This window comes from Pumilibacter muris, assembly GCF_943193045.1.
Lineage (GTDB): Bacteria > Bacillota > Clostridia > Christensenellales > Pumilibacteraceae > Pumilibacter > Pumilibacter muris.
Genome location: NZ_CALPCN010000005.1, coordinates 1 through 20,103 on the forward strand (window position 1 = coordinate 1; position 20,103 = coordinate 20,103).

10 protein-coding genes and 1 pseudogene are annotated in these 20,103 nt (G+C 46.8%); 8 read left to right on the top strand and 3 right to left on the bottom strand.

The window, feature by feature from the left end:
* Positions 1–346 precede the first annotated feature (346 nt).
* The 5 genes from NFR62_RS06790 (at position 347) to NFR62_RS06810 (ending at position 4,524) form a co-directional block, all read left to right on the top strand.
* A complete protein-coding gene (locus NFR62_RS06790; RefSeq protein WP_251616503.1) occupies positions 347–586 on the top strand; it encodes an RNA-binding S4 domain-containing protein in 240 nt (79 codons plus the stop codon).
* On the top strand, positions 573–1,727 hold the full coding sequence (gene ispF / locus NFR62_RS06795; protein WP_251616505.1) for a 2-C-methyl-D-erythritol 2,4-cyclodiphosphate synthase: 1,155 nt from the start codon (positions 573–575) through the stop codon (positions 1,725–1,727). Before NFR62_RS06790 ends, ispF begins: the two co-directional genes overlap by 14 nt.
* A gap of 4 nt (positions 1,728–1,731) precedes the next feature.
* Positions 1,732–3,123 carry a TrkH family potassium uptake protein gene (locus NFR62_RS06800; RefSeq protein WP_251616517.1) on the top strand — a complete coding sequence of 464 codons (1,392 nt, stop codon included), beginning with the start codon at positions 1,732–1,734 and terminating at the stop codon, positions 3,121–3,123.
* Positions 3,124–3,150: 27 nt separating this feature from the next.
* Positions 3,151–3,843 (top strand): potassium channel family protein, encoded by a 693-nt coding sequence (locus tag NFR62_RS06805; protein WP_251616521.1) that lies wholly within the window; start codon positions 3,151–3,153, stop codon positions 3,841–3,843.
* A 204-nt stretch (positions 3,844–4,047) separates the two neighbouring features.
* Entirely contained in the window at positions 4,048–4,524 is a 477-nt protein-coding gene (locus tag NFR62_RS06810) for a pyridoxamine 5'-phosphate oxidase family protein (protein WP_420851359.1), read from the top strand.
* A gap of 193 nt (positions 4,525–4,717) precedes the next feature.
* Here NFR62_RS06810 and NFR62_RS06815 read toward each other — a convergent pair whose 3' ends face one another.
* Both NFR62_RS06815 and NFR62_RS06820 read right to left on the bottom strand, forming a co-directional pair.
* Positions 4,718–5,260, bottom strand: a complete 543-nt coding sequence (locus NFR62_RS06815; RefSeq protein WP_251616529.1) for a phosphoribosyltransferase family protein — start codon at positions 5,258–5,260, stop codon at positions 4,718–4,720.
* A 6-nt stretch (positions 5,261–5,266) separates the two neighbouring features.
* Positions 5,267–14,338, bottom strand: coding sequence for a hypothetical protein (locus tag NFR62_RS06820; RefSeq protein WP_251616532.1), 9,072 nt, complete (start codon positions 14,336–14,338; stop codon positions 5,267–5,269).
* A 377-nt stretch (positions 14,339–14,715) separates the two neighbouring features.
* On the opposite strand from NFR62_RS06820, the gene NFR62_RS06825 reads away from it, so the two are divergent.
* From NFR62_RS06825 to cysS, 3 genes are read left to right on the top strand one after another with little or no spacing between them, the layout of a single operon-like run.
* Positions 14,716–15,162: a MarR family winged helix-turn-helix transcriptional regulator gene (locus NFR62_RS06825; protein WP_251616535.1), complete on the top strand. Its 447-nt coding sequence runs from the start codon at positions 14,716–14,718 to the stop codon at positions 15,160–15,162.
* Positions 15,163–15,212: 50 nt separating this feature from the next.
* Positions 15,213–15,857 (top strand): serine O-acetyltransferase, encoded by a 645-nt coding sequence (cysE, locus tag NFR62_RS06830; protein WP_275556888.1) that lies wholly within the window; start codon positions 15,213–15,215, stop codon positions 15,855–15,857.
* A 39-nt stretch (positions 15,858–15,896) separates the two neighbouring features.
* Positions 15,897–17,288, top strand: a complete 1,392-nt coding sequence (gene cysS, locus NFR62_RS06835; RefSeq protein ID WP_251616541.1) for a cysteine--tRNA ligase — start codon at positions 15,897–15,899, stop codon at positions 17,286–17,288.
* A 1,610-nt stretch (positions 17,289–18,898) separates the two neighbouring features.
* On the opposite strand, the pseudogene NFR62_RS06840 reads toward cysS, so the two are convergent.
* A pseudogene (locus NFR62_RS06840) lies at positions 18,899–20,011 on the bottom strand (ABC transporter ATP-binding protein); the annotation flags it as partial.
* Positions 20,012–20,103: the final 92 nt, after the last annotated feature.

Genomic DNA, 20,103 nt, shown 5'->3' on the forward strand with positions numbered 1-20,103 from the left:
TTTTCCGTTTTTTTAAATTGACTGTTTTTTGTTTTGTGTTTTTAATCTTTCTTGCTTATTTTCCGTTGTCAATGTGCACTTTTAATGCCGCCCTCAAACAGACAGCTTACTAAGAATATCATATCCCTTCCTTTTTGTCAACCGTTTTTTAAAATAAAAATATAAAAATCCGAAAAAAATGTGAAATTTTACAGTTATTACAAAACAAATTAGCTTTCGGCGTGATAATTTTATTAAAAATACGCATACGGGTGCCGAAAAAGCGAAATTCAAACAAAAATTTTATGCGAAAACCGAAACAAAAAATAATTGCGTTCGTTAAAACAATGTGCTATACTATATCGGTATGAGAATAGATAAGTTCTTAAAGGTTTCGAGAATTTTAAAGCGGCGCGGAGTTGCGAATTCGGCTTGCGACAGCGGAAAGGTGTTTGTTGGCGACAAGCAAGTTAAGCCCGCCTACCGCCTTAAAGTGGGCGACGTTGTGCGCGTGCAATTTTCGGGCAACGAGCTTAGGTTCGTGGTTAAAGAACTAAACGAAAAAGCGAGCAAGGAGGAAGCCTCGCGGCTATATGAAATCGTGTGACGACGTTAGAACGTGCGCTATGCTCCTTTGCGCGGGAACGGGCTCGCGCACAAAACTTGCCTATAATAAAATACTGCATTATATAGGAAAAAAAACTGTGCTCGAACTCACCCTCGAAGCTTTCGCGCAAAGCGACGCGTCCGACTTGCTTTTGGTTATAAATCCCGCCGACGAAGCCGCAATTAAAGAACTGTCGGCGCCTTACGAAAACGTGCGCTTAACATACGGAGGAAAAACCCGCACCGAATCGGTGCGCAACGGGCTTAAAGCCGCAAGTGATTGCGATGTTGTGGCAATTCACGACGGAGCCCGTCCGTTCGTATCACCTTCCCTTATAAACGCCACAATCGCTTCGGCTATAAAACACGGCAGCGGCATTGCCGCCGTGCGCTCTACCGACACGGTTAAAGAAGCCGAAAACGGTAACCTTAAAAAAAGTATTCCGCGCGAAAAGTTGTGGAACGTGCAAACGCCTCAAACGTTTTTGTTCGAACAAATTAAGAAAGCGTACAACGACGTGGACGGCGACTACACCGACGACAGCGAGGTCTATTCCCTTGCGGGATTCACGCCGAAAATCGTTGAGGGCGAATACGGCAATATTAAAATAACCACAGAGAGCGACCTATTCGGGTTTATGCCCGAAAAAGCGCGCATAGGCACGGGGTTCGACGTTCACGAACTCGTTGAAGGTCGTCCGCTCGTGCTCGGGGGCACAGTTATTCCTCACGAAAAAGGACTTTTGGGACACAGCGACGCCGACGTACTCACCCACGCCGTTATGGACGCGCTCTTATCGGCTGCGGGACTTCCCGACATAGGAGTGCTGTTCCCCGACACCGACAAAGCCACCGAAGGGATTTCAAGCATGGTTCTTTTGGAACGCGTTGCCGAAAAAATAAAAACGGCGGGTTACGCTCTCGGCAACATTTCGGCGGTGCTTATGGCTCAAAAACCTAAACTTGCTCCGCATATTCAAACCATGCGACAAAACCTTTCGAACAAATTAAGAGCCGACGTTACTCAAATAAACGTTTCGGCGACAACAACCGAACATCTCGGCATTATAGGCGAAGAAAAAGGAATTGCGGCAAGCGCCGTATGTATGTTAATACGTTCGGAAAGCGAAAGCGGAATATAAAAAAATGACGATACGAGAACGACAGCACAAGATACTTTACAGAAAAAGATTTAGGCTCTCTCCCGCGCACATAATTGTGTCGGGCTTTTTGATTATTATCTTATTGGGCGCTTTTTTGCTGTGTCTTCCCATAAGCGCGCGCAGCCGCGAATGGACAAACTTCTTAAACGCGCTTTTCACTTCTACGAGTGCGGTATGCGTAACGGGGCTGTCCGTAATAACCATATCTTCTTCGCTAAGTATTTTCGGTCAAGTCGTTTTACTTTTGCTTATTCAAATCGGCGGACTGGGATTTATGAGCCTTACCACAATGTTTATGCTCCTACTCCGAAAAAAAATAACGCTTAAAAACAGACTCGTAATAAAAGAAGCTCTCAATCAAAACGAAAATCGAGGACTTGTACGACTTACCCGCAATATTCTTTTCGTTACCCTTGCAATAGAAGGCTTTGGCTTTTTGCTCTTACTCTACCCTCTTGTTTCGGCAAACGGCGCAATAGGAGTTTGGCAAGCCGCATTCACGGCAATATCGGCATTTTGCAATGCGGGATTCGACATAATAGGCGAAAGCAGTCTTACCGGGTTTGCGGGAAATATTGCGGTAAATCTTTCGGTTATGTTTCTTATAGTTTTGGGCGGAATAGGTTTTACCGTTATAATGGACATAGGAAAACACAAAGGCAACTTTAAAAGACTTGCCGTTCATTCGAAAATCGTGCTCGTTGCCACGTTTATATTGATTTTGTCGGGCGGCATATTTTATTTCGGAGTTGAGTATTCAAACGTCGGCACACTGGGAAATATGAGCTTCGGAAAAAAAGTTTTAGCGGCGTTTTTTCAGTCTGTTACCACAAGAACGGCGGGATTTGCCACGATAAATCAAAACGCAATGACGCCGGCGGGCAAATTCGGCACAATGCTTCTCATGTTTATAGGCGCCTCTCCCGGTTCCACAGGCGGAGGAATCAAAACTACCTCTACGGTAATACTTCTTTTGGTAACAATGTCGGGAATACGCAAAAACGGCGATATTACCGTAAACAAGCGTAAAATAGGAACATATAGCGCTCGCAAAGCTGTAAGCATACTTGTTGCGGGAACATTGGTGGTTATTATCTCTACATTCATATTATTGATTACCGAACGAGGCAAAGCCGCCGACGCCGCCGAACTACTGACATTCGAAAATACTCTTTTCGAATGTTTCTCCGCTTTCGGCACTGTGGGGCTGAGTTGCGGACTAACTCCTTTACTGTCGGCAGGCGGCAAAATAGTTTTAATGCTCGTTATGTTTTTCGGAAGAGTAGGAATTATAACGATAGGACTGATGTTTATGCAAGGCAATAGCGCCGACAACAAAATCAAATATCCCGATGCAAACATAATGATAGGATAAAATCACCACACTCAAAACGGAGGAACTATGGCTAAAATCATAAAAAAACAATATGCTGTTATAGGCTTAGGGCGTTTCGGTTGCGCTCTTACTCGCGGGCTTTACGCCGAAGGGGCCGAAGTGCTTGTTGTGGATAGCGACCCCGACAAAGTAAACGAAATCGAGCCTTATTGCGCGCAAGCGATTTGCGCCGACGCAACCGACGAAGCCGTGCTCGAAAAAATCGGCATAAGAAACCTCGACGTTGCAATAGTGTGCATTGCGGGCGACATCGAGGCGAGCATATTCGTAACGCTAACGTGCAAGCAACTCGGAGTGCCGCAGGTAATCGCCAAAGCGCAAAACGAACGCCACCGACATGTTCTCAAAAAAATAGGCGCCGACATAGTAATCGTGCCGGAAGAAGAAATGGGCGCGAAGCTTGCCGCAAACCTTGTTAAGCCGAACATGATAGAAATTATGTCGCTTTCGGATAATTTCCGCATGGTTGAAATCCGAACGCCGCTCAAATGGCAACACAAAACGCTTTTGCAACTTAATCTGCGAAATACAGAAAAAGTTACTATAATTCTCGTTAAACGCGGCGACGAAATAATAGTTACTCCGCAAGCCACTTGCGAGCTTTTGCCCGACGATATTTTGGTTATTGCGGGCACATATACAGACACAAAACGCCTCAGCGCAAAAGCAACTGAAACGGTTCTCGACACTTTGGAATAAAACACGTAAAATATTTGCATTAAACGGTACAAAAAAGACTGCACTCCATTACCGTAGTTCCCATAGGGAATTTTACCACAGGAACAGAATGTAAGTATAGCGCACTATACCTTGCAAGAAAGGTGAGTGCGTTTTTACTTTACATTTTGATTTTGTCGTTGTATAATAATAGAGCGATAAACAGTAATTTAGCTGAGGAAAGCAATGTTTCGGAAAATGAGAAGATTTAAGCAAGAATTGCAGCAAAATGAAATTGAACGAATTTTACGACTTAACACTTCGGGAGTCTTGGCGTTATTAGATAATAACGGTTATCCGTATTCCGTGCCGTTGAGTTATGTATATTCAAACGGAAAAATATATTTTCACAGTGCTAAATCGGGACATAAAATTGATGCAATAAAAAACTATAATAAAGCAACCTTTTGCATAATTGATAAAGACGATGTTAAACCTGAAAAATATACTACCTTTTATAAAAGCGTGATAATATTTGGTAATATTGAAATCCTTGACGACGTTGAAGAAACATTGCTTGCAATTCAAGAATTGGGCGAAAAATATTACCCTAATCATAGCAGTGAACTGCAAAATGAAATTGTGAAATATAAAACGGCATTTTTGATAATTAGATTTAATATAGAGCATATAACCGGCAAACAAGCCAAAGAATTATTATAATTAAATTTCAATTTGACGTGCAGTGAAGTCAGTTAAGCGGTTCGGCAATAAAGATGCACGACCGCGGCGACACGCCGCTAAATTTCAATTTATCATCAATTATAAAGAGCGAAGAATTTAAAAATTCTTCGCTCTTTATATTCCCTATGGGAATTGCGCTTTCAGCGCGCAGCCTTTTGTTTTTCCTCTCTTTCTACTCCCAAATGGGCAACGGACTTAAAAACAAAATATCATCTCTTTGCGCGGCTTCTCCTTCGGCAAGCACCGCCGCTTTAACCGCCACTTCTCCGCCCGCCGCGCGCACTAATTCGCAAAGCGCTTCAATAGAACCGCCCGAAGATATTACGTCGTCTACAACAGCAACGCTTTTTCCGTTAAGCAATTTCGCATCGTGAGCCGACAAATAAAACCTCTGTTCGCCCTTAGTAGTTATACTCTTAACGGCAACCGAAATGCCGTCTTGCATATAGAGCTTTTTGCTTTTTCGCGCTACGGCGTAAAAACCATGTTCCAAACGCCGAGCCACGCAATGAGCAAGTTGCAAACCTTTGCTTTCGGCGGTTAGAATAACGTCGGCTTTGCCCTTTAACCGCTCGGCAAGCTTGTAAGCGCAAAATTCCGTAAGCTCAACATTGCCGTGCAAATTGAAAAACGCGATTTTAGGACCGTCTTCAAGCCGCATAACGGGCAGTTCTTCCCTTCTGCCGCAAATATCAATAACAAACGATTCTTCCATTAAGTTTTATTCCTCAGGCGTAACAACGGGAGGTTCAACAACAGTTTCGTTGATTTTATATGCAATTTCGCAAGTTACGGTAGCGAACACATATTCCCCGCTTTCCGACTCGTACATAATTTCGAACTCCACAGTTTCCGTCTTTTCGCTTCCGCTTTCGTCGTAGTCGGCGGTGGCGGTTATAACGCCGCCGTTATTTACAACGGTTATATGCGTAGAATCGTAATTTATAGCGGTAACGGTTACGTTATTCAATCCGTCGAAAGTAACTTCGTAAATTATTTTTCCCGAAGAAGCAACCGTGTCGCCGCTATTAGTATTTGCGGTAATTCCCGCACCATCGGCGGATATTACAACCGTTGCGGTGTTTTCAACCACAGCGCCGCTAACGAGCGTGGCTTTAACCGACACCACCGTTGTTCCCGACTTTCCGCTAACTACGGTAAATTCGCCCGCCGAAGTGGAATTAAGCGTTATGCTATTTCCGCTTACAACAGTATATTCGTATAAAGCGTTTTCGCCGCCCTCCGACAGCGACGGAATTATTTCTCCGCCGTTCTCATTTCTGGTCACGCTTAGCGTAAGCGACGGAACGCTTGTGGTTATTTGAGTTTCGGTAGTAAACTCCAAGCCCGCGAACAACCCTTCCGCTACGGTAGCCGATACGGTTACCGTAATTGTGCGCGACTCGTAGCTTCCCACAAAATTGCCGTCGGAATCTATTGTAACGAACTTTTTGTCGGCATCGGCAACCGCGAACGTATAGCCGCTATCGTTTGGCGTATAGTTGAACGCAACCGTTATTTTCTCGCCGCTAACAGAAGTAACAAGTTTGGGAAGCGCGGGAACGGGAACGTCGTATTCTTTGCTAAGAACCTCGCCTATATAGCTGCAATCCGCCGTAACGCGGTAATATAACGTTATTTTAACGGGAGTGCTTTCGGCGTTGGGCGTTATTACGAAACCTTTGACGCCATGCGTGGAAAGGCGCGAAGAATGTTCTTTAACCGCAGTAAACAACACCTCGAAGCCCTCGCCGTCAAACGTAAATTCACCCGTAAACGACGTAGGATTCTTCACGGAGTCGGGCGTAAGCGAATCTAACGAAAGCTCGCCGGGCACAGGTGCCGCAACCGCAGTAACTGTAATCTTGCAACTTATAACCGTGCCTTTGTATGCGCCGCTTTGCATAGTGGCGTTAACCGTTATTTCTATTGTGCCGCCGAACGTAGAATCTTTAAATTTGAATTCGCCCGTTTTCGAATTTAAATCGATATACGCCGCTTGAGCTTCGTCCGAAAGAACATACGAGAACGAGGCGGCGTCCGCCGAATCGATTTCGGGAACTATAACGTTGCCAGAAACTGTGGCGGAAATAGTGGGCTTAACTGCGGCGGGAACGGTAATTTCAGCAGTTACAGCCGTGAGAACAAGCCCGTCGTGCGGTTCGCCCGAAACTGTAACGCTAACCGTTACTTTCGCTTTTTGCACCGCCGACGTTTTAATGAACGTAAAGCTTCCGTCCGTGCCGAGCAGTATTCCGCCGCCTTCCGTTACGGCGTAGGCATATTCGAACGCATAGCCGTCGCCGTTTGTTATGGTGTGCGTAATATTGCCGCCGTTTCCGTCGTCGGAAAGAGTGAACCCTACCGAAAGCGAGGGCGCGTTCTTGCCCGGAATCGGCAACGTAACCGTTCTTTCGAACTCTTTGTCGTCGTAAACGCCGTTCGCGTAATCTCCGCCGTCTATTTTCATAAACACGCGAAGAACAACATTTCCGCCTACGGTATTCGTTTTAGGCGTAAACGTAAACGCGTTGTTAGCGGAATAACTCTCGTATGCGGAGTTATAACTATCAAGCAAATCTTTGCCCGACAAGATTTCGATTTTGTAGCTCGCTCCGTTATAAGTCTTTCCGTCGTTGGCTAAAAAGGTATTTCCATTTTGCGTCACGTCGAGCACGGGAGCCGCAATCGGCAGAATTTCAAAGTCGAACTCTCCGTAATACACCCTATTGCTCGAATCGGTGTGTGATACAAACAGCTTAACCGTTTTGTTTGCCGAACCGTAGTTCGAGTCGGGCAAGAGCTTTAAATAGTTTCCGTCTTGCACTACCGACGAATCGGACGCGGAAACGGTTATTCCCCTAGCCACATTTCCGAACGCATTCGCAAACAACGTGCTTAAATCCACTCTTTCGCCGGGTTTTGCCGAGAATTTGCTCGCGGATTGTTTAATAAGATATGTTACGCTGACGCGTTCGGTGAGCGTATATTTGGCGCCCGCATAGTCGCCGCCCACAATTTTCACATTGGCAGTAACGTTCACTTCGGAAGAAGCGGGAGCGCTTACGCCTTTATAAAGAGTGGGCACAAACGCGTTGCCCGTTATATAACCCCATTCGCCGTTATCAACCGAATAGCTCACAGAAATATATTCCTGCGCAACGGCGCCAACCGACGCCGAAAGCGTGAGGCGGGAATTAGCGTCAACGTAGCGAACTCCGCTTATGCGCACGCCGCCGTCAACAGTAAGAGTAGCGGATTCGGGCATAACGGTAACTTTTATTTTTCCGCTCACGGGCGCCATGCCTTTGTAATATCCGCTTATAACGGTAAACGTATAAGGAATTTCAAACACGGCTCCGTTTTTTGCAGTCTCGTTTTTGGCGAACGTTGCGCTTCCGTCATTCTTTGCGGCGGCGCCCGACGGGAATGTAAACGTTCCGGGTATGTTTCCGCTCAAATCGTATGCAACGTTATAATCGAATCCGTCGTCGCCCTCGCCGCCTTTCACGCTCCAAAGAGGACCGAATTCAAACGTTTTCTCGTTCGCGTCGAGCACTGCCTCTTGCGTAACCGAAACTATAGGCGCATCGTAGACGTTTACGGTTACGGGAATTTCGAACACCTCTTTATAACCGTTAAACAATCCGCCGCTAACCTGCGCGGTTACAATAAGCGTAGCGTTTCCGCCGCCGTGCAACATAAGTGCGCCAACGGCGAACTCGTTAAGACTCGCCGCGTTTTGCGTAACCGTTGCAAACTCGGAACGAAGCGTGGCGGAATAAGTTACGTTTCCTTTAAAGCCGCTTGCGTTACTAACAGTAACGGTTGCGCTCTCTCCCGGATTAAGCGTTATTCCCGATGCGTTGCTTGCTGTAAATTGGGGAGCCGTTGCGGTAAGCGTCGCGCTAACCGTATTCGCGGAATAAACGGTGCCGCCGAGCATAACGGTGTGCACGCCGAGTTTTATTTCGCCCTCGCCTTTCGCCTTATAACGCGCCACAAAGAATTTGCCGTGAAGTATTTCTGTCTTTACGAGTTCGAGCGCAGAATTGTCGCTCACAATAAATTTGGTTACGTCGGCGTTTGCCAAAGCCGAAGGAGCGCCTTCGAAGTTTACCACGAGCACAAGCACTTTGGGCGACGAAACGTAGCTTATATCAACGCTACCGCTTATCTCGGTTGCGCCCGCAACGGCGCCGTCGGAGTTTACGGTAACTTCCCCGTTTTCGTCGTTCGACAAATACGCCTTACTTTCGAGCACGCCCGAATCGGCTATAACGATTTCAACCGACGACGTAAACGTATATGCGTTGTCTCCGAATAAAACAACGTTTAAACCGACGCTCGCGTTTCCGCAACCCGACACGGTAATCGTTGCCGAGTTGTTCGAATTGTTTAGAGTAAGCAAACCGTTACTCGCCGCAAAGGTGGTCGCAAAACTCACGGCGGGAGAGTTGGCAAGCACAAACTTATATTCGCTCGCGTTTTTCTTGTCTATTTCGTAAACGCCGTTTACAGGCTGCACAAGGCTTCCGTTTTTGCGAAGTTCGATTTTGGGAGAATACGCGCTCGATTCCGCAGTAACGTCGAAATTTGATGACGCTTCGAGCGACAACACCGAAACGCCGTTTCGTTGAAGTTGCGCGGTTACTCTAACGGTATGGTTCGCTATATCCGACGCGGTAAGAACAGCCCTATTCACGCTTATGCGGTAATAGTTTACTCCAGTAAGCGCAACCGAGAAAGCGCCGGCGGTAGAGTCGCCCAAAACAATTTCCGAACCGTCTATAAATATTTTCACGTCAGATAAAACGCATCCGTTCGGAGCGCCGCTTAAAGCAACTTCGAAGTCAGTAGAAGAACTTGCGAACACGTCTATTTCGGAAAGCGCGTTTTTAAAATCCACGTTTAACAACGCCTGAGAAACTTTAACGTTAAACACAAACGTCTTGCCGTCGGCGCCCGAAATCGTTATAACGGCGTCGCCCGCCTTTAAAGGGTTAAGCGTAAGAGTGCCGTTTTCCATTACGGCGCCTACGCAATCGGGGTTGGAACTCGTTACCGTGAGCGCGGTGTCGGCAGGGTCAACGCCCGCAACGGCGCTCTTAGCCTTTGCGGTGAAAACGCAATCATTTCCGCTCTGACCTTTTATAAATTCAATCGTAACGTTTGACGCAAGCCGAGTGCCCGCATTGTTGAGCACCTCGATTTCGCTCGCAGGCACGCGCACGGTAATAGTGGCTTCGCACTCAACCGTTTTGCCGTCGGGCGACGTATAAGACGCCGTAACGATAAACGTGCCGAAACTGCCGCGCACCAAAATATCGGGGCTGTTCGGATTTTCATTAGGCAAAACGACTATATTGTTCTTGTCGTCTTTAACGGTGTAAGTTATTACGGCGTCCGAAACGACAGCGTTTGTTCCCACGTTTATAACGGTTGCTTTAACGTTTATTATCGAATTGTCGGTGCGAACTCTCTCTATGTCGGAATCGTTGAAAGCAATGCTAACCTTAGAAGTGGAAACGCTTATTAGCACTTTCACTTCTTTTCCGCCCGCGCTCAACACAAGCGTTGCCGAAGCGACTTGCGTTCTGTCGTTTTTAACGTACAGAACTCCGTTATGAACGCGGAACACGTTTTCGTCCGACACGTTTTCAAAAGAATACGCAGGTTCGGGCGCGTTCTTAGGCTGACGGTTTTCGTCGCCGCCGTTTATAACCGCGTCGAGCGCAAACTGTTGTTCGCCGCTTTCTCCGGTTGTAACAACTTCGAGCTTACCGCCGTTTCCCGAATATGTTTCGTCGTCGATTTGCAAACCGAGAGTTTCCACCTCAACGTCTACCGTAATCACAAGTTTTAACTCATAGGTATGCTCTTCTCCGCCGTCGAGTCTTTCACGAACGGTAATAGTAAGCAACAAGTCGTCTATTCTCGAACCGAGCGCCGTAAAGCGGTATCCTATTATTTCGGAAGAAGTTCCGTTTTCAAACTCGCCCGTTTGAGAACAGAAAACGCCTTTTATTCCCTCAACAGAACCGCCGAATTGCGCCGAATACTCAAGATTTGCACGGTCTATCTCGTTGCCGTTTTGCGCGAATTTAAACAAAACGGTATAATCGTTGGTTCCGTTAGGCGTATATACAACGGTAATATTTTTGGCAATCGCGTCGCTGCTCAGTTCAAGTTCGGAGCCGCCCGCATTAAGGCTTGCTTTGAACGCGCCTTCCACCGCTGTGGTAACGCGCAAATTGCAGCTTGCGGAAACGCCTTTGTTAGCGCTGACAATAGCGAAACCCTCGTGCGTGCCGTTCTTCGCAGTAGTGCGCGTAATTTCAAGTTTACCCTCGTAAATAAGCGCGCCGTTTTCGTCGAACGATACGCCGTTGCCGCTCGTCACTTCGTCGAACGGAACATTCAAAAACGCGGGATTAAAACCGGTTACGGCAAAGCCTTGCGGAGCGGTATATTCGAACTCTTCGTAAGCCGTGTCACCCGTCTGTTTTTCGGCGTAAGAAACTTTGTAGTACACTTCCACGCTGTTGTTACGCCCCGCGTTGGTATATAACGTTGCGGAATCGAAAGGCTTTGTATGTTGCTCGTCTAAGAACAGCTCTATTTTGCCGATTCCCACTTGCGTGTTTGAAACCGAAACGTTTACATAAACCGATTTGCCGTCTTGCGGCACATCTTCTTTAAAGTAGAATGTTCCGCTGTAAGTTGCGGTAGGTTCGCAAGTCAACTTATATCTGCCCAAGCTCAACTTTTCCACAGACGAAGTTTTGGGAGAATAATCATCGATTACCGAACTGCAAGCGAAGCGCTTGGAGTTATCGCGTTCAACAATGAAATCCGCTCTTCCTTCTATTCTTATAACGCCCGAATAATAGGCGGTAAACGTGTCGCCGCTCGAAAAAGACAGCGTGGAATTTTCGGCAAGCTCTTGCGAATAAGAGTTGTCGGTATATAATTTCATACCGTCGAATCTGCGGTACAAAGTATAGTTGGAGTTCTTTGTGAAATCCGAATTAAATCCCGAAATGTATCCGTCTTTAATCGTGTAAGGATTTTCTCCGTAGCTGTAATACAAAATGAAAGTTTGCCAATCCTCGTTCGTTTCAACGCTTACGGCGAAAAGGTCGCGCAACACTATAACCGAACTGTCGGTTAAAATATCGGAAGTGCCGTTCGTTTTAAATAGCGCGTTGCCTATTGTCTGTTCGGTCATGTCCTCTTCTTTCGTGCCCAACGGGTAATAATAAACCGACGTTCCTATAATTTTCTTAGGCAACAAATAAGGATATTCGCCCCGTTTAACGGCAATATCGAGCGAAACATATTCTTTGTTTATAATTTGAGCCGACGAAGCAATAATTTTTCCGTTTGTGGAAATAAGTTGCGGCTTATCGAGGTTGGCGTTGCCGAGAGTAACGACGTTGGCTCCGCCCTCGTACAACTCGGGATTCGCGTAATACACGCTGTGAGAAGTGGAACCCGTCGCCAATTCCACGCTTCCTATGGCGTACTTATATTCTATATTGAGCACAATAACGCAAGCGTCAAGCTCCAACCTTACGGTGCGCGAAGCCTGCGGAGTTTCGGGCACTATAAAGCTGTCGGTTTCTTTGGAATAAGCGCCGTTGTTGTCCGTTTTCTTAATAAACGCATAGTTATCGTCTTGACTGTTGGTAACGGGTTCGCCGTTTTCGTCGAAAAACAATATTAAATCTTTAAGATTGAATACGGTAACTTTGTCGGTTTCCCCCGTCACCGTTTTGCCCGAACCTACGGCAAGAGTGAGGGTCGCGGTGTTGCCGCTGCAAGTAAGTTGAGTGTGTCTGTCGTCGGAATTTTGCGTAAAATCGTAGTTTTCGTTAAGCCTGAACGAAGCGGCGGTGCGCACCACTTTGAACTTAACTTCGAAGAACATATTTTTCGCGGGCTCGAAAGTGTCTTTATCGAGCGCCTGACTTGCGAGCGTAAAGGTTACGGTGTGAATGCCGTCGGGCACGTTTTTGCCTATTTTAAAACCGAGCGGCGCGCTTAAAGTGTTTTTCGAACCGTTTACTTTCGTAAGTTTGGGGCTGAGAACGTTCTTTATTGCTCCGTCAACCGTTATTGTGTCGGCTTCATTCTTATTGTCTATCCCTTCCGAATAAGAAATAACGAGGTCGGAATTCAACGAGCTTACGGCTGCATCGTTATTAAACAGCGCCTGAGCTATAGTGTAGTTGATTTCGGTTTTGGGAGTGTCGCCGCTAAACGTGGAAATCATGTCGGTAGCCTTAACGCTCACTTCGTCTATCGGAGCGCGAATATGAATGTATATTTGAACGGACTTGTGCATTCCGTTAAGCTCGTTGTCTTGAATGAGCAACGTGGCGTCGCCCACGCTCTTATTCAACAACCTAAGCGAAACGCTCGACGCGGTTGTTTCTATGTGAACAAGCTTATCGCCTTCGGTAATAGTGGGATAAAGGTTGTTTCTTCCCCAAACGGGAGTTGTAAGCACCCCTTTGCGCATAACCTTAACATAATCCGAAAGCTTGAACACCGACGAAGTGCTTATGGGTTGTTCAAAATACAAATCGATTTCGTCGGTGCGCATTTTGGTGTACGGGTCGAAACAAACAATGTCCGTAACCACGTCCATCTCGCCGCTCGACAAAAATTCGACTTCTATAATTATTTCGCGCTTAATAGGCGCGCCGTTATATTCGTTGGCAATAAGACGAATTGTGCTTTGCCCTTTTTTCAACGCCTTAAAGCGAATATTTTTGCGGCAATACGCTCCGTCGCTCTTGTGCGGGTGCAAATCGAATTCGAGGTTACCCGATTGAGTAATAGCGTCGGTTATTTCTTTATAGTCGGAATCTTCGGGATTCCACTTGTCGGCAACGAGCACGCGGACTTGGTCGTAATATCCGCCGTTGCCCATAACTCCCTGCATTATTTTTGCACGTTTGCCGTTGGTGCCAACCGCGCCCAACTGCGAAAAATCGAACTCGTGTTCGAGGTTGTTTTCGTGCAAGTCTATTCCTTCATAATACGGAATTTGTTTAGAAACTCTGTAAAACAAAGTCGTGTCGGTGCTTTTATCCTGTTGCAAAGCAAGTTCGAGCGGGTCGCCCTTACCTATTTCTTTGAAAGAGGTTATGCTGCCGTTCACTTCTTTAACTAACCTTATGGGTGCGATTGCTTTCAATCCTTCGGTAACATTTCCGTCGGAATCGGCGTAATCGTCCACGTCGAAATGCTCGGCGTACCCCTCTTCGACTTTCATTTCTATAATTTCGCGCACTTCGGGCGAAAATTCGCTCGTAACTATAAGCTTGAAATCTTCTTTCACAGTTTCGCTCACGCGAAAGCCGAACACAACAACCGCCACAACGTCATCGTCGCCGCTGCCTATATATTCGGTTTTAACGGGAGTAATCGCCGCCGCAGGTTCGGAATAAACTTTTATAAGCGAGTTTACGTCGTCTTTGGTGTAGTTGTTGTTTTTTAGCACAACGTTAAACTCTATGTTATACAAAACGTTGGGCGCAACTCGGTAAACGGGAACGGTAACCTCATCGTCAAGCGGGTCGTTCACCTGGCTTAGGTCGGTTTTGCCGCTGCCTACGCTTATCTTTTCGATTGACGGAGGGTCGATTGCGGGAGCTTTCGTAACCCACAGCACGGCAAAAGCGACACTCGCCGCCGCAAGCACCGCAATAAGGACTATAAACAGTATGTTTCGTCCTTTCTTTTTGGTTTCGAGTTCTATAACTTTATCGGAAATAGGCATAAAATAAATCCTCTCCCATCGCACTTATAGTTTATCACTATAATAATACAGTATTCATAGAAAAATGTCAATCTTGAAATCACAGATTTAATATTTGTTTTGCAAAAGCACGAAATAAATCGAACCCCATTAAAACACCATATTTTTGGCATATATTGCGGTAAAAACGGATTTATATAATAGGTTTTATCAAGGTTCGCTAATTTGGTTCACGCAAATCCGAAACAAATTTTTAGCACTTGACGCTTTTGAGTGCTAACACTCGCACCAAGCAAGTGCCACTTGTAAGCATAAGATTACAAACTTATATGCACGGAAAAAACAATGCCATAAAGTTAATTCTCTTCTTATATCGGGTTGACAACAGGGCGCATATTATGTATAATAGTTATACTTATATACCTTATGCGGAGGTTCGCACTATCAACGCCATTTCCGACAAAATTATAGAACTGCTGCTTTACACTCGAAAGGCTTCGGAAACCGAACGCGGCGCGTTCGGGCTTAAAGAGCGTTTGCTCTTTTGCCTAAGACGCCGACCGTTGCCGCCACGCGAGCTTATGGAAATGCTCGGCATGGTAAAATCAAACCTTGCTTTGCTTGCGAGAAAGTGCATAGGCGAAGGCTTGATTGAAAAATCGCGCCGAAGTTCCGACAACCGCGCGCTTGTATACGAGCTTACCGACAAAGGCAACGAATATATAGACGGCTTATTAAACCAAATAGAAAGCAAGTTGCACACCGTTCTCACAACAGATAAAGATAGGCAAGCCGCCGAAGAAAACCTTGACGCGGCAATAGAATTATTGTCTTACATACCGTAACGCAAAGGCTGAAAATAACCGCACGCGGGCAATTTAAGAGCGCAAAAAATATGAGAGCAATGCAAAAAATAAAAAAAGACCTTGCGGCGGTATTTCGCCACGACCCCGCGGCAAGAAGCAAAGCCGAAGTTATTCTAACTTACAGCGGGTTTCACGCGCTCGTAATGTATCGCTTCGCACATTTTTTGCACATTCACAGATATAAACTTCTCGCCAGAATCGTGAGTCAGTTTTGCAAATTCCTTACGGGTATAGAAATTCATCCGGGCGCCAAAATAGGATACGGAGTTGTAATCGACCACGGCGAAGGCGTTGTTATAGGCGAAACGGCGGAAGTCGGAAATAACGTTCTGATATATCAAGGAGTAACTCTTGGCGGCACCGGCAAAGACAAAGGAAAGCGCCACCCCACTGTTGAAGACGGCGTTATGATTTGTTCGGGAGCGAAAGTTTTAGGTCCGTTTACGGTGGGAAAAAACGCGCGAATAGGCGCGGGAAGCATTGTGCTTAAAGAAGTACCGCCCAACGCCACCGTTGTTGGCGTTCCCGGCAGAATAGTGAAAATAGGCAACGAGCGAGTGGACGACCTCGACCAAAACCTTCCCGACCCCACAGGCGACGATATAAAGCGGTTAGAAGCCCGCATTGCCGCGCTCGAAGAAAAGCTCGGCGAGCAAAAAAATCATAAATTATGAAATGCGGATTTTTCCGCAAAGGAAGATAAGACTTTAACAATGTTGAAACTTTACAACACGCTCACACGCGAAAAAGAAGAATTCCACCCCATAAAGCAAAACGTCGTAACAATGTATTCGTGCGGTCCCACCGTATATAACTATGCGCACATAGGCAATTTGCGCACATACGTTTTTATGGATATGTTAAGGCGTTCTCTTCGCTACTGCGGCTATAAAATTAAAGGGGTTATGAACATAACCGACGTAGGGCACCTTCTTTCCGACGCGGACGACGGCGAAGACAAAATGGAAAAAGCCGCGAAAGAGCAAAAAAAGACTCCGCGCGAAATAGCCGACTACTACACCGAAATTTTCTTTAAAGACTTGACCCGCCTCAACATAGGCAAGCCCGAAATAATAGCCAAAGCCACCGAGCACATCCCCGACATGATTTCTTATGTTCAAGACCTTGTTAAAAAGGGATACGGCTACGAAACGAGCGACGGAATATATTTCGACATAGCGAAATTCGACGGCTACGGCAAACTAAGCAGGCTTAACCTCGACGAGCAAATAGCAGGCGCGCGCGTTGAAGTGAATACGGAAAAGCGCCACCCCGCCGACTTTGCGCTTTGGAAAAAAGCTGAAAAAAATCACATAATGCAATGGGAATCGCCATGGGGCATGGGTTATCCCGGTTGGCATATAGAATGTTCGGCAATGAGCCGCAAATATTTGGGCGTTACGTTCGATATTCACACAGGCGGAGTAGACCATATTCCCGTTCATCACGAAAACGAAATCGCGCAAAGCGAAGCGCGCGAGGGCGCCAAAACGGTGAACACCTGGATGCATGGCGAGTTTATGCTTGTAGACGGCGGAAAAATGAGCAAATCGCTCGGCAACACCTACACGATAGACAATTTAATCGAACGCGGATATTCCCCGCTTGCGTTCCGTTATTTTTGCCTTAACGCCCATTACCGCAAAAAATTAAATTTTACTTTCGAAGGAATGGACGCGGCGCAAACCGCATACACCCGTCTTTTGGAAACGTTGTATAAACACAAAACGTCTGCCGAGAGCACCGAACCGCAAAAGCTCGACGGCTATATAAAAGAATTTCGCTCGGCGGTGGAAGACGACCTCAATTTGCCGCTCGCGCTCGGCGTACTGTGGACGATGACGAAAGAAAAGCCGTCGAACGATATTTATAAAACCGCGCTTTTATTCGACGAAGTGTTAGGGCTCGACCTTAAAGCCGCCCGAGCCCCCGAAAAAGCGAACGACGAGCCCGTTCCCGACGAAGTTAAAGCGCTTGCCGAAAAACGGCTTGCGGCTCGCAAAAACAAAGATTGGGCGGAAAGCGACAGACTGCGCGAACAAATCGCGGCTCTCGGCTATTCGGTAACAGACGGAAAAGACGGTTTCACTGTAAAGAAAATGTAACGAAGATTTTTGTTGCCTTGCGAGCAACGGGTCGCTTTTTTGTTGCGTCTTGAAGCAACGGATTCGCTTTACAAACACAGCCTTTTGGTCGCAAAAGGCTTCGGCGAAAACGATAAAAGGGAGGGACACTTTCGACTGTGTCCCTTCCCTTTTAAAACCCTACCCCGCAACGACAAAGGCTGCGCCCTTGACGGCTTTTTATAGGTCTTGGTAGAAAGTAAACAGTTGCACATTGTCCTTAGCCGAGCGCGTAGCGCGAACGCCACGAGCGAATGCGAGTATCGTAGCGAAGCAGTCTCAACCTATCAAAGATTGCCGCGTCACTCACTGCGTTCGTTCCTCGCAAAGACATTAAAAATAACGCCGCATAACGTTTTGCATAACGTCAACGACACTGAAAAAGCTTGCGCAACAACTTACGCAAGCTTTTCTTTTAACAGTTTTTATCTGCCCTTTAAAAGAGTTTACTTTTTGGGAGCGGGTTTCTTAGGCTTAGCCGCCGCAGGTTTTTTAGCGGCAGTAGAAGTAGTTTTCTTCGCCTTGTTCACCGTTGCGGCGTCTATCGCGCCTTCGGCTTTCTTCTTAGAAGCCGTTTTCTTGGGAGCGGGCTTCTTTTCTTCTTCCTCTTCCGATTGCGTAGCAAGCATTTCTTCAAGATTTTTCTTGTTGTCGGACGCATTTTCGGCAGTTTTCACAGAGGGTTTCTTGTCTTCAACGAACACATATTCGGGAGCGAATGCCACTTTATCGGCAATCACCTTGCCAACCGAATCTTTCTGCCCCAAAGTTATGCCCTGAGGATTGATTGCAAACTTAACTTTATCGTTCACATTGTAGTTCACTGTGCCGGGAACGATAGCGCAGAAGTTGTATTTTTGCATATTGGGAGCTTCGGCGCCGGGAACGTCGTTAAGCCCTTCCACGTCGGCATACACGATTGTGTTTGCTCCGAGCACGTCGGCGTCTTTAACTCTGCCAACAACAACCATTTTCGGGTCTTTCGCAACTTCTTCTTTGCCTACGCGAACAGCGCGGGGGTCTATATTGAGCACAACGGTGCTTTCGCCGCTCGGCTCGCGCACTTCGGAATTAGTAATCATGTGCAACTTGCTCTTGCCGAACGAAATCGTGGCAACCGCAGGCATAGAGCCGTCTTTCGACTCTTTAACGGTAATCATAGCCGCAGCGGTGTTCGTTCCAACGGGACGATGCGCCAAAATCTTCTCGTTCTCGTCTATATCGCGCATCTGAATGTCTTCGGGGCGCAAATAGAGCGCAATTTTATCGCCGGGAGCAACCGCACTGTCTACCGCGTGCTTGCTAACAAGGAAACCTTTTTTGCCGGGCACAACGCTGAAAGCGGCGGTATAGCGCGGATATTTTTCAACAAAATCGACGGTTCCGTCAATTTTAACGCAACCCTCTTCCTCAACGTCGGTAAGGTCGCCGGGAGCGATTTCCAAAGTTATATCGCGGTTGATTTGTTCGAGGTCGGTCATGCGAGACGCGGTTGCTTCCGACACGGGTATAACCAAGTTGCCGAAACGCACTTTAAGCCCCTCTTCGGTAGCCAAGAGTTTAGCCGCAATGCGGTTCGCCTTAGGCACGCCCATAATGGTAAGCTCGGTGTCGGGGTCGAAGAAGTGAATGTGGTTTGCGTCGATAGCAAGGCTAACCTGCTCGCCCGCCGCAAACTGCGAACGCGCGTCTATACGGGCAACGGTGTAATCCTCTTTGCCGTCAACTTTCATATAGAGTATGGTTTCGTTACCGAGTTTTTCTATAACGTCGATTTCGGCGTTAATCACGGTGTCGGGGTTAGACGATATGAATATTTGTTCGTCGTGAATGTCTTCGGGACGAACGCCCATAACAACGTCTTTGCCGATGTAATAATCGTCTATAATGCGTTTCGCGCGGGATTCGGGTACCAAAATTTTGTTGCTGCCGAACACCGAGTAAAGCTTGTCGCCCTCTTTCACGAGCTGAGCTTTAAAGAAGTTCATTTGAGGCGAACCCAAGAACGACGCCACGAAAAGATTTTCGGGGTTGTCGTATAGGCAGGTGGGCGTGTCTATCTGCTGAATGATGCCGTCCTTCATAACAACTATGCGCGTGCCCATAGTCATAGCTTCGGTTTGGTCGTGCGTAACATATATAAACGTTGTCGCAAGCTTGTTATGAAGCTTTGTGATTTCGGTACGCATCTGCACGCGAAGCTTTGCGTCGAGGTTGCTCAAAGGTTCGTCCAAAAGGAAAACTTTGGGCTCGCGCACGATTGCACGACCGAGCGCAACACGTTGGCGCTGACCGCCCGAAAGAGCTTTCGGCTTACGGGTGAGAAGCTGCGATATTCCGAGAATTGCGGCGGCTTCGTTCACGCGCTTTTCGATTTCTTTCGAAGGCATTTTTCTGAGCTTTAAGCCGAACGCCATGTTGTCGTACACTGTCATGTGCGGATACAATGCGTAGTTTTGGAACACCATCGCAATGTCGCGGTCTTTGGGTTCCACGTCGTTCACGAGCTTATTGTCTATATAAAGCTCGCCCGCCGAAATTTCTTCGAGGCCCGCAACCATTCTCAAAGTGGTGGATTTGCCGCAACCCGAAGGTCCTACGAATACAATAAATTCTTTGTCGTCGATTTCAAGGTTAAAGTCGCTAACCGCTTTAACTCCGCCTTGATAAATCTTGTAGATGTGTCTTAACGACAGACTTGCCATTTTCTTCCCTCCATAACGGATTTTACCGAATTTTTTTCTTGCGCCGCCCGCGCTTCCGCGCGAGCTTGCAAACGGCTCTTTCGAACAATTAT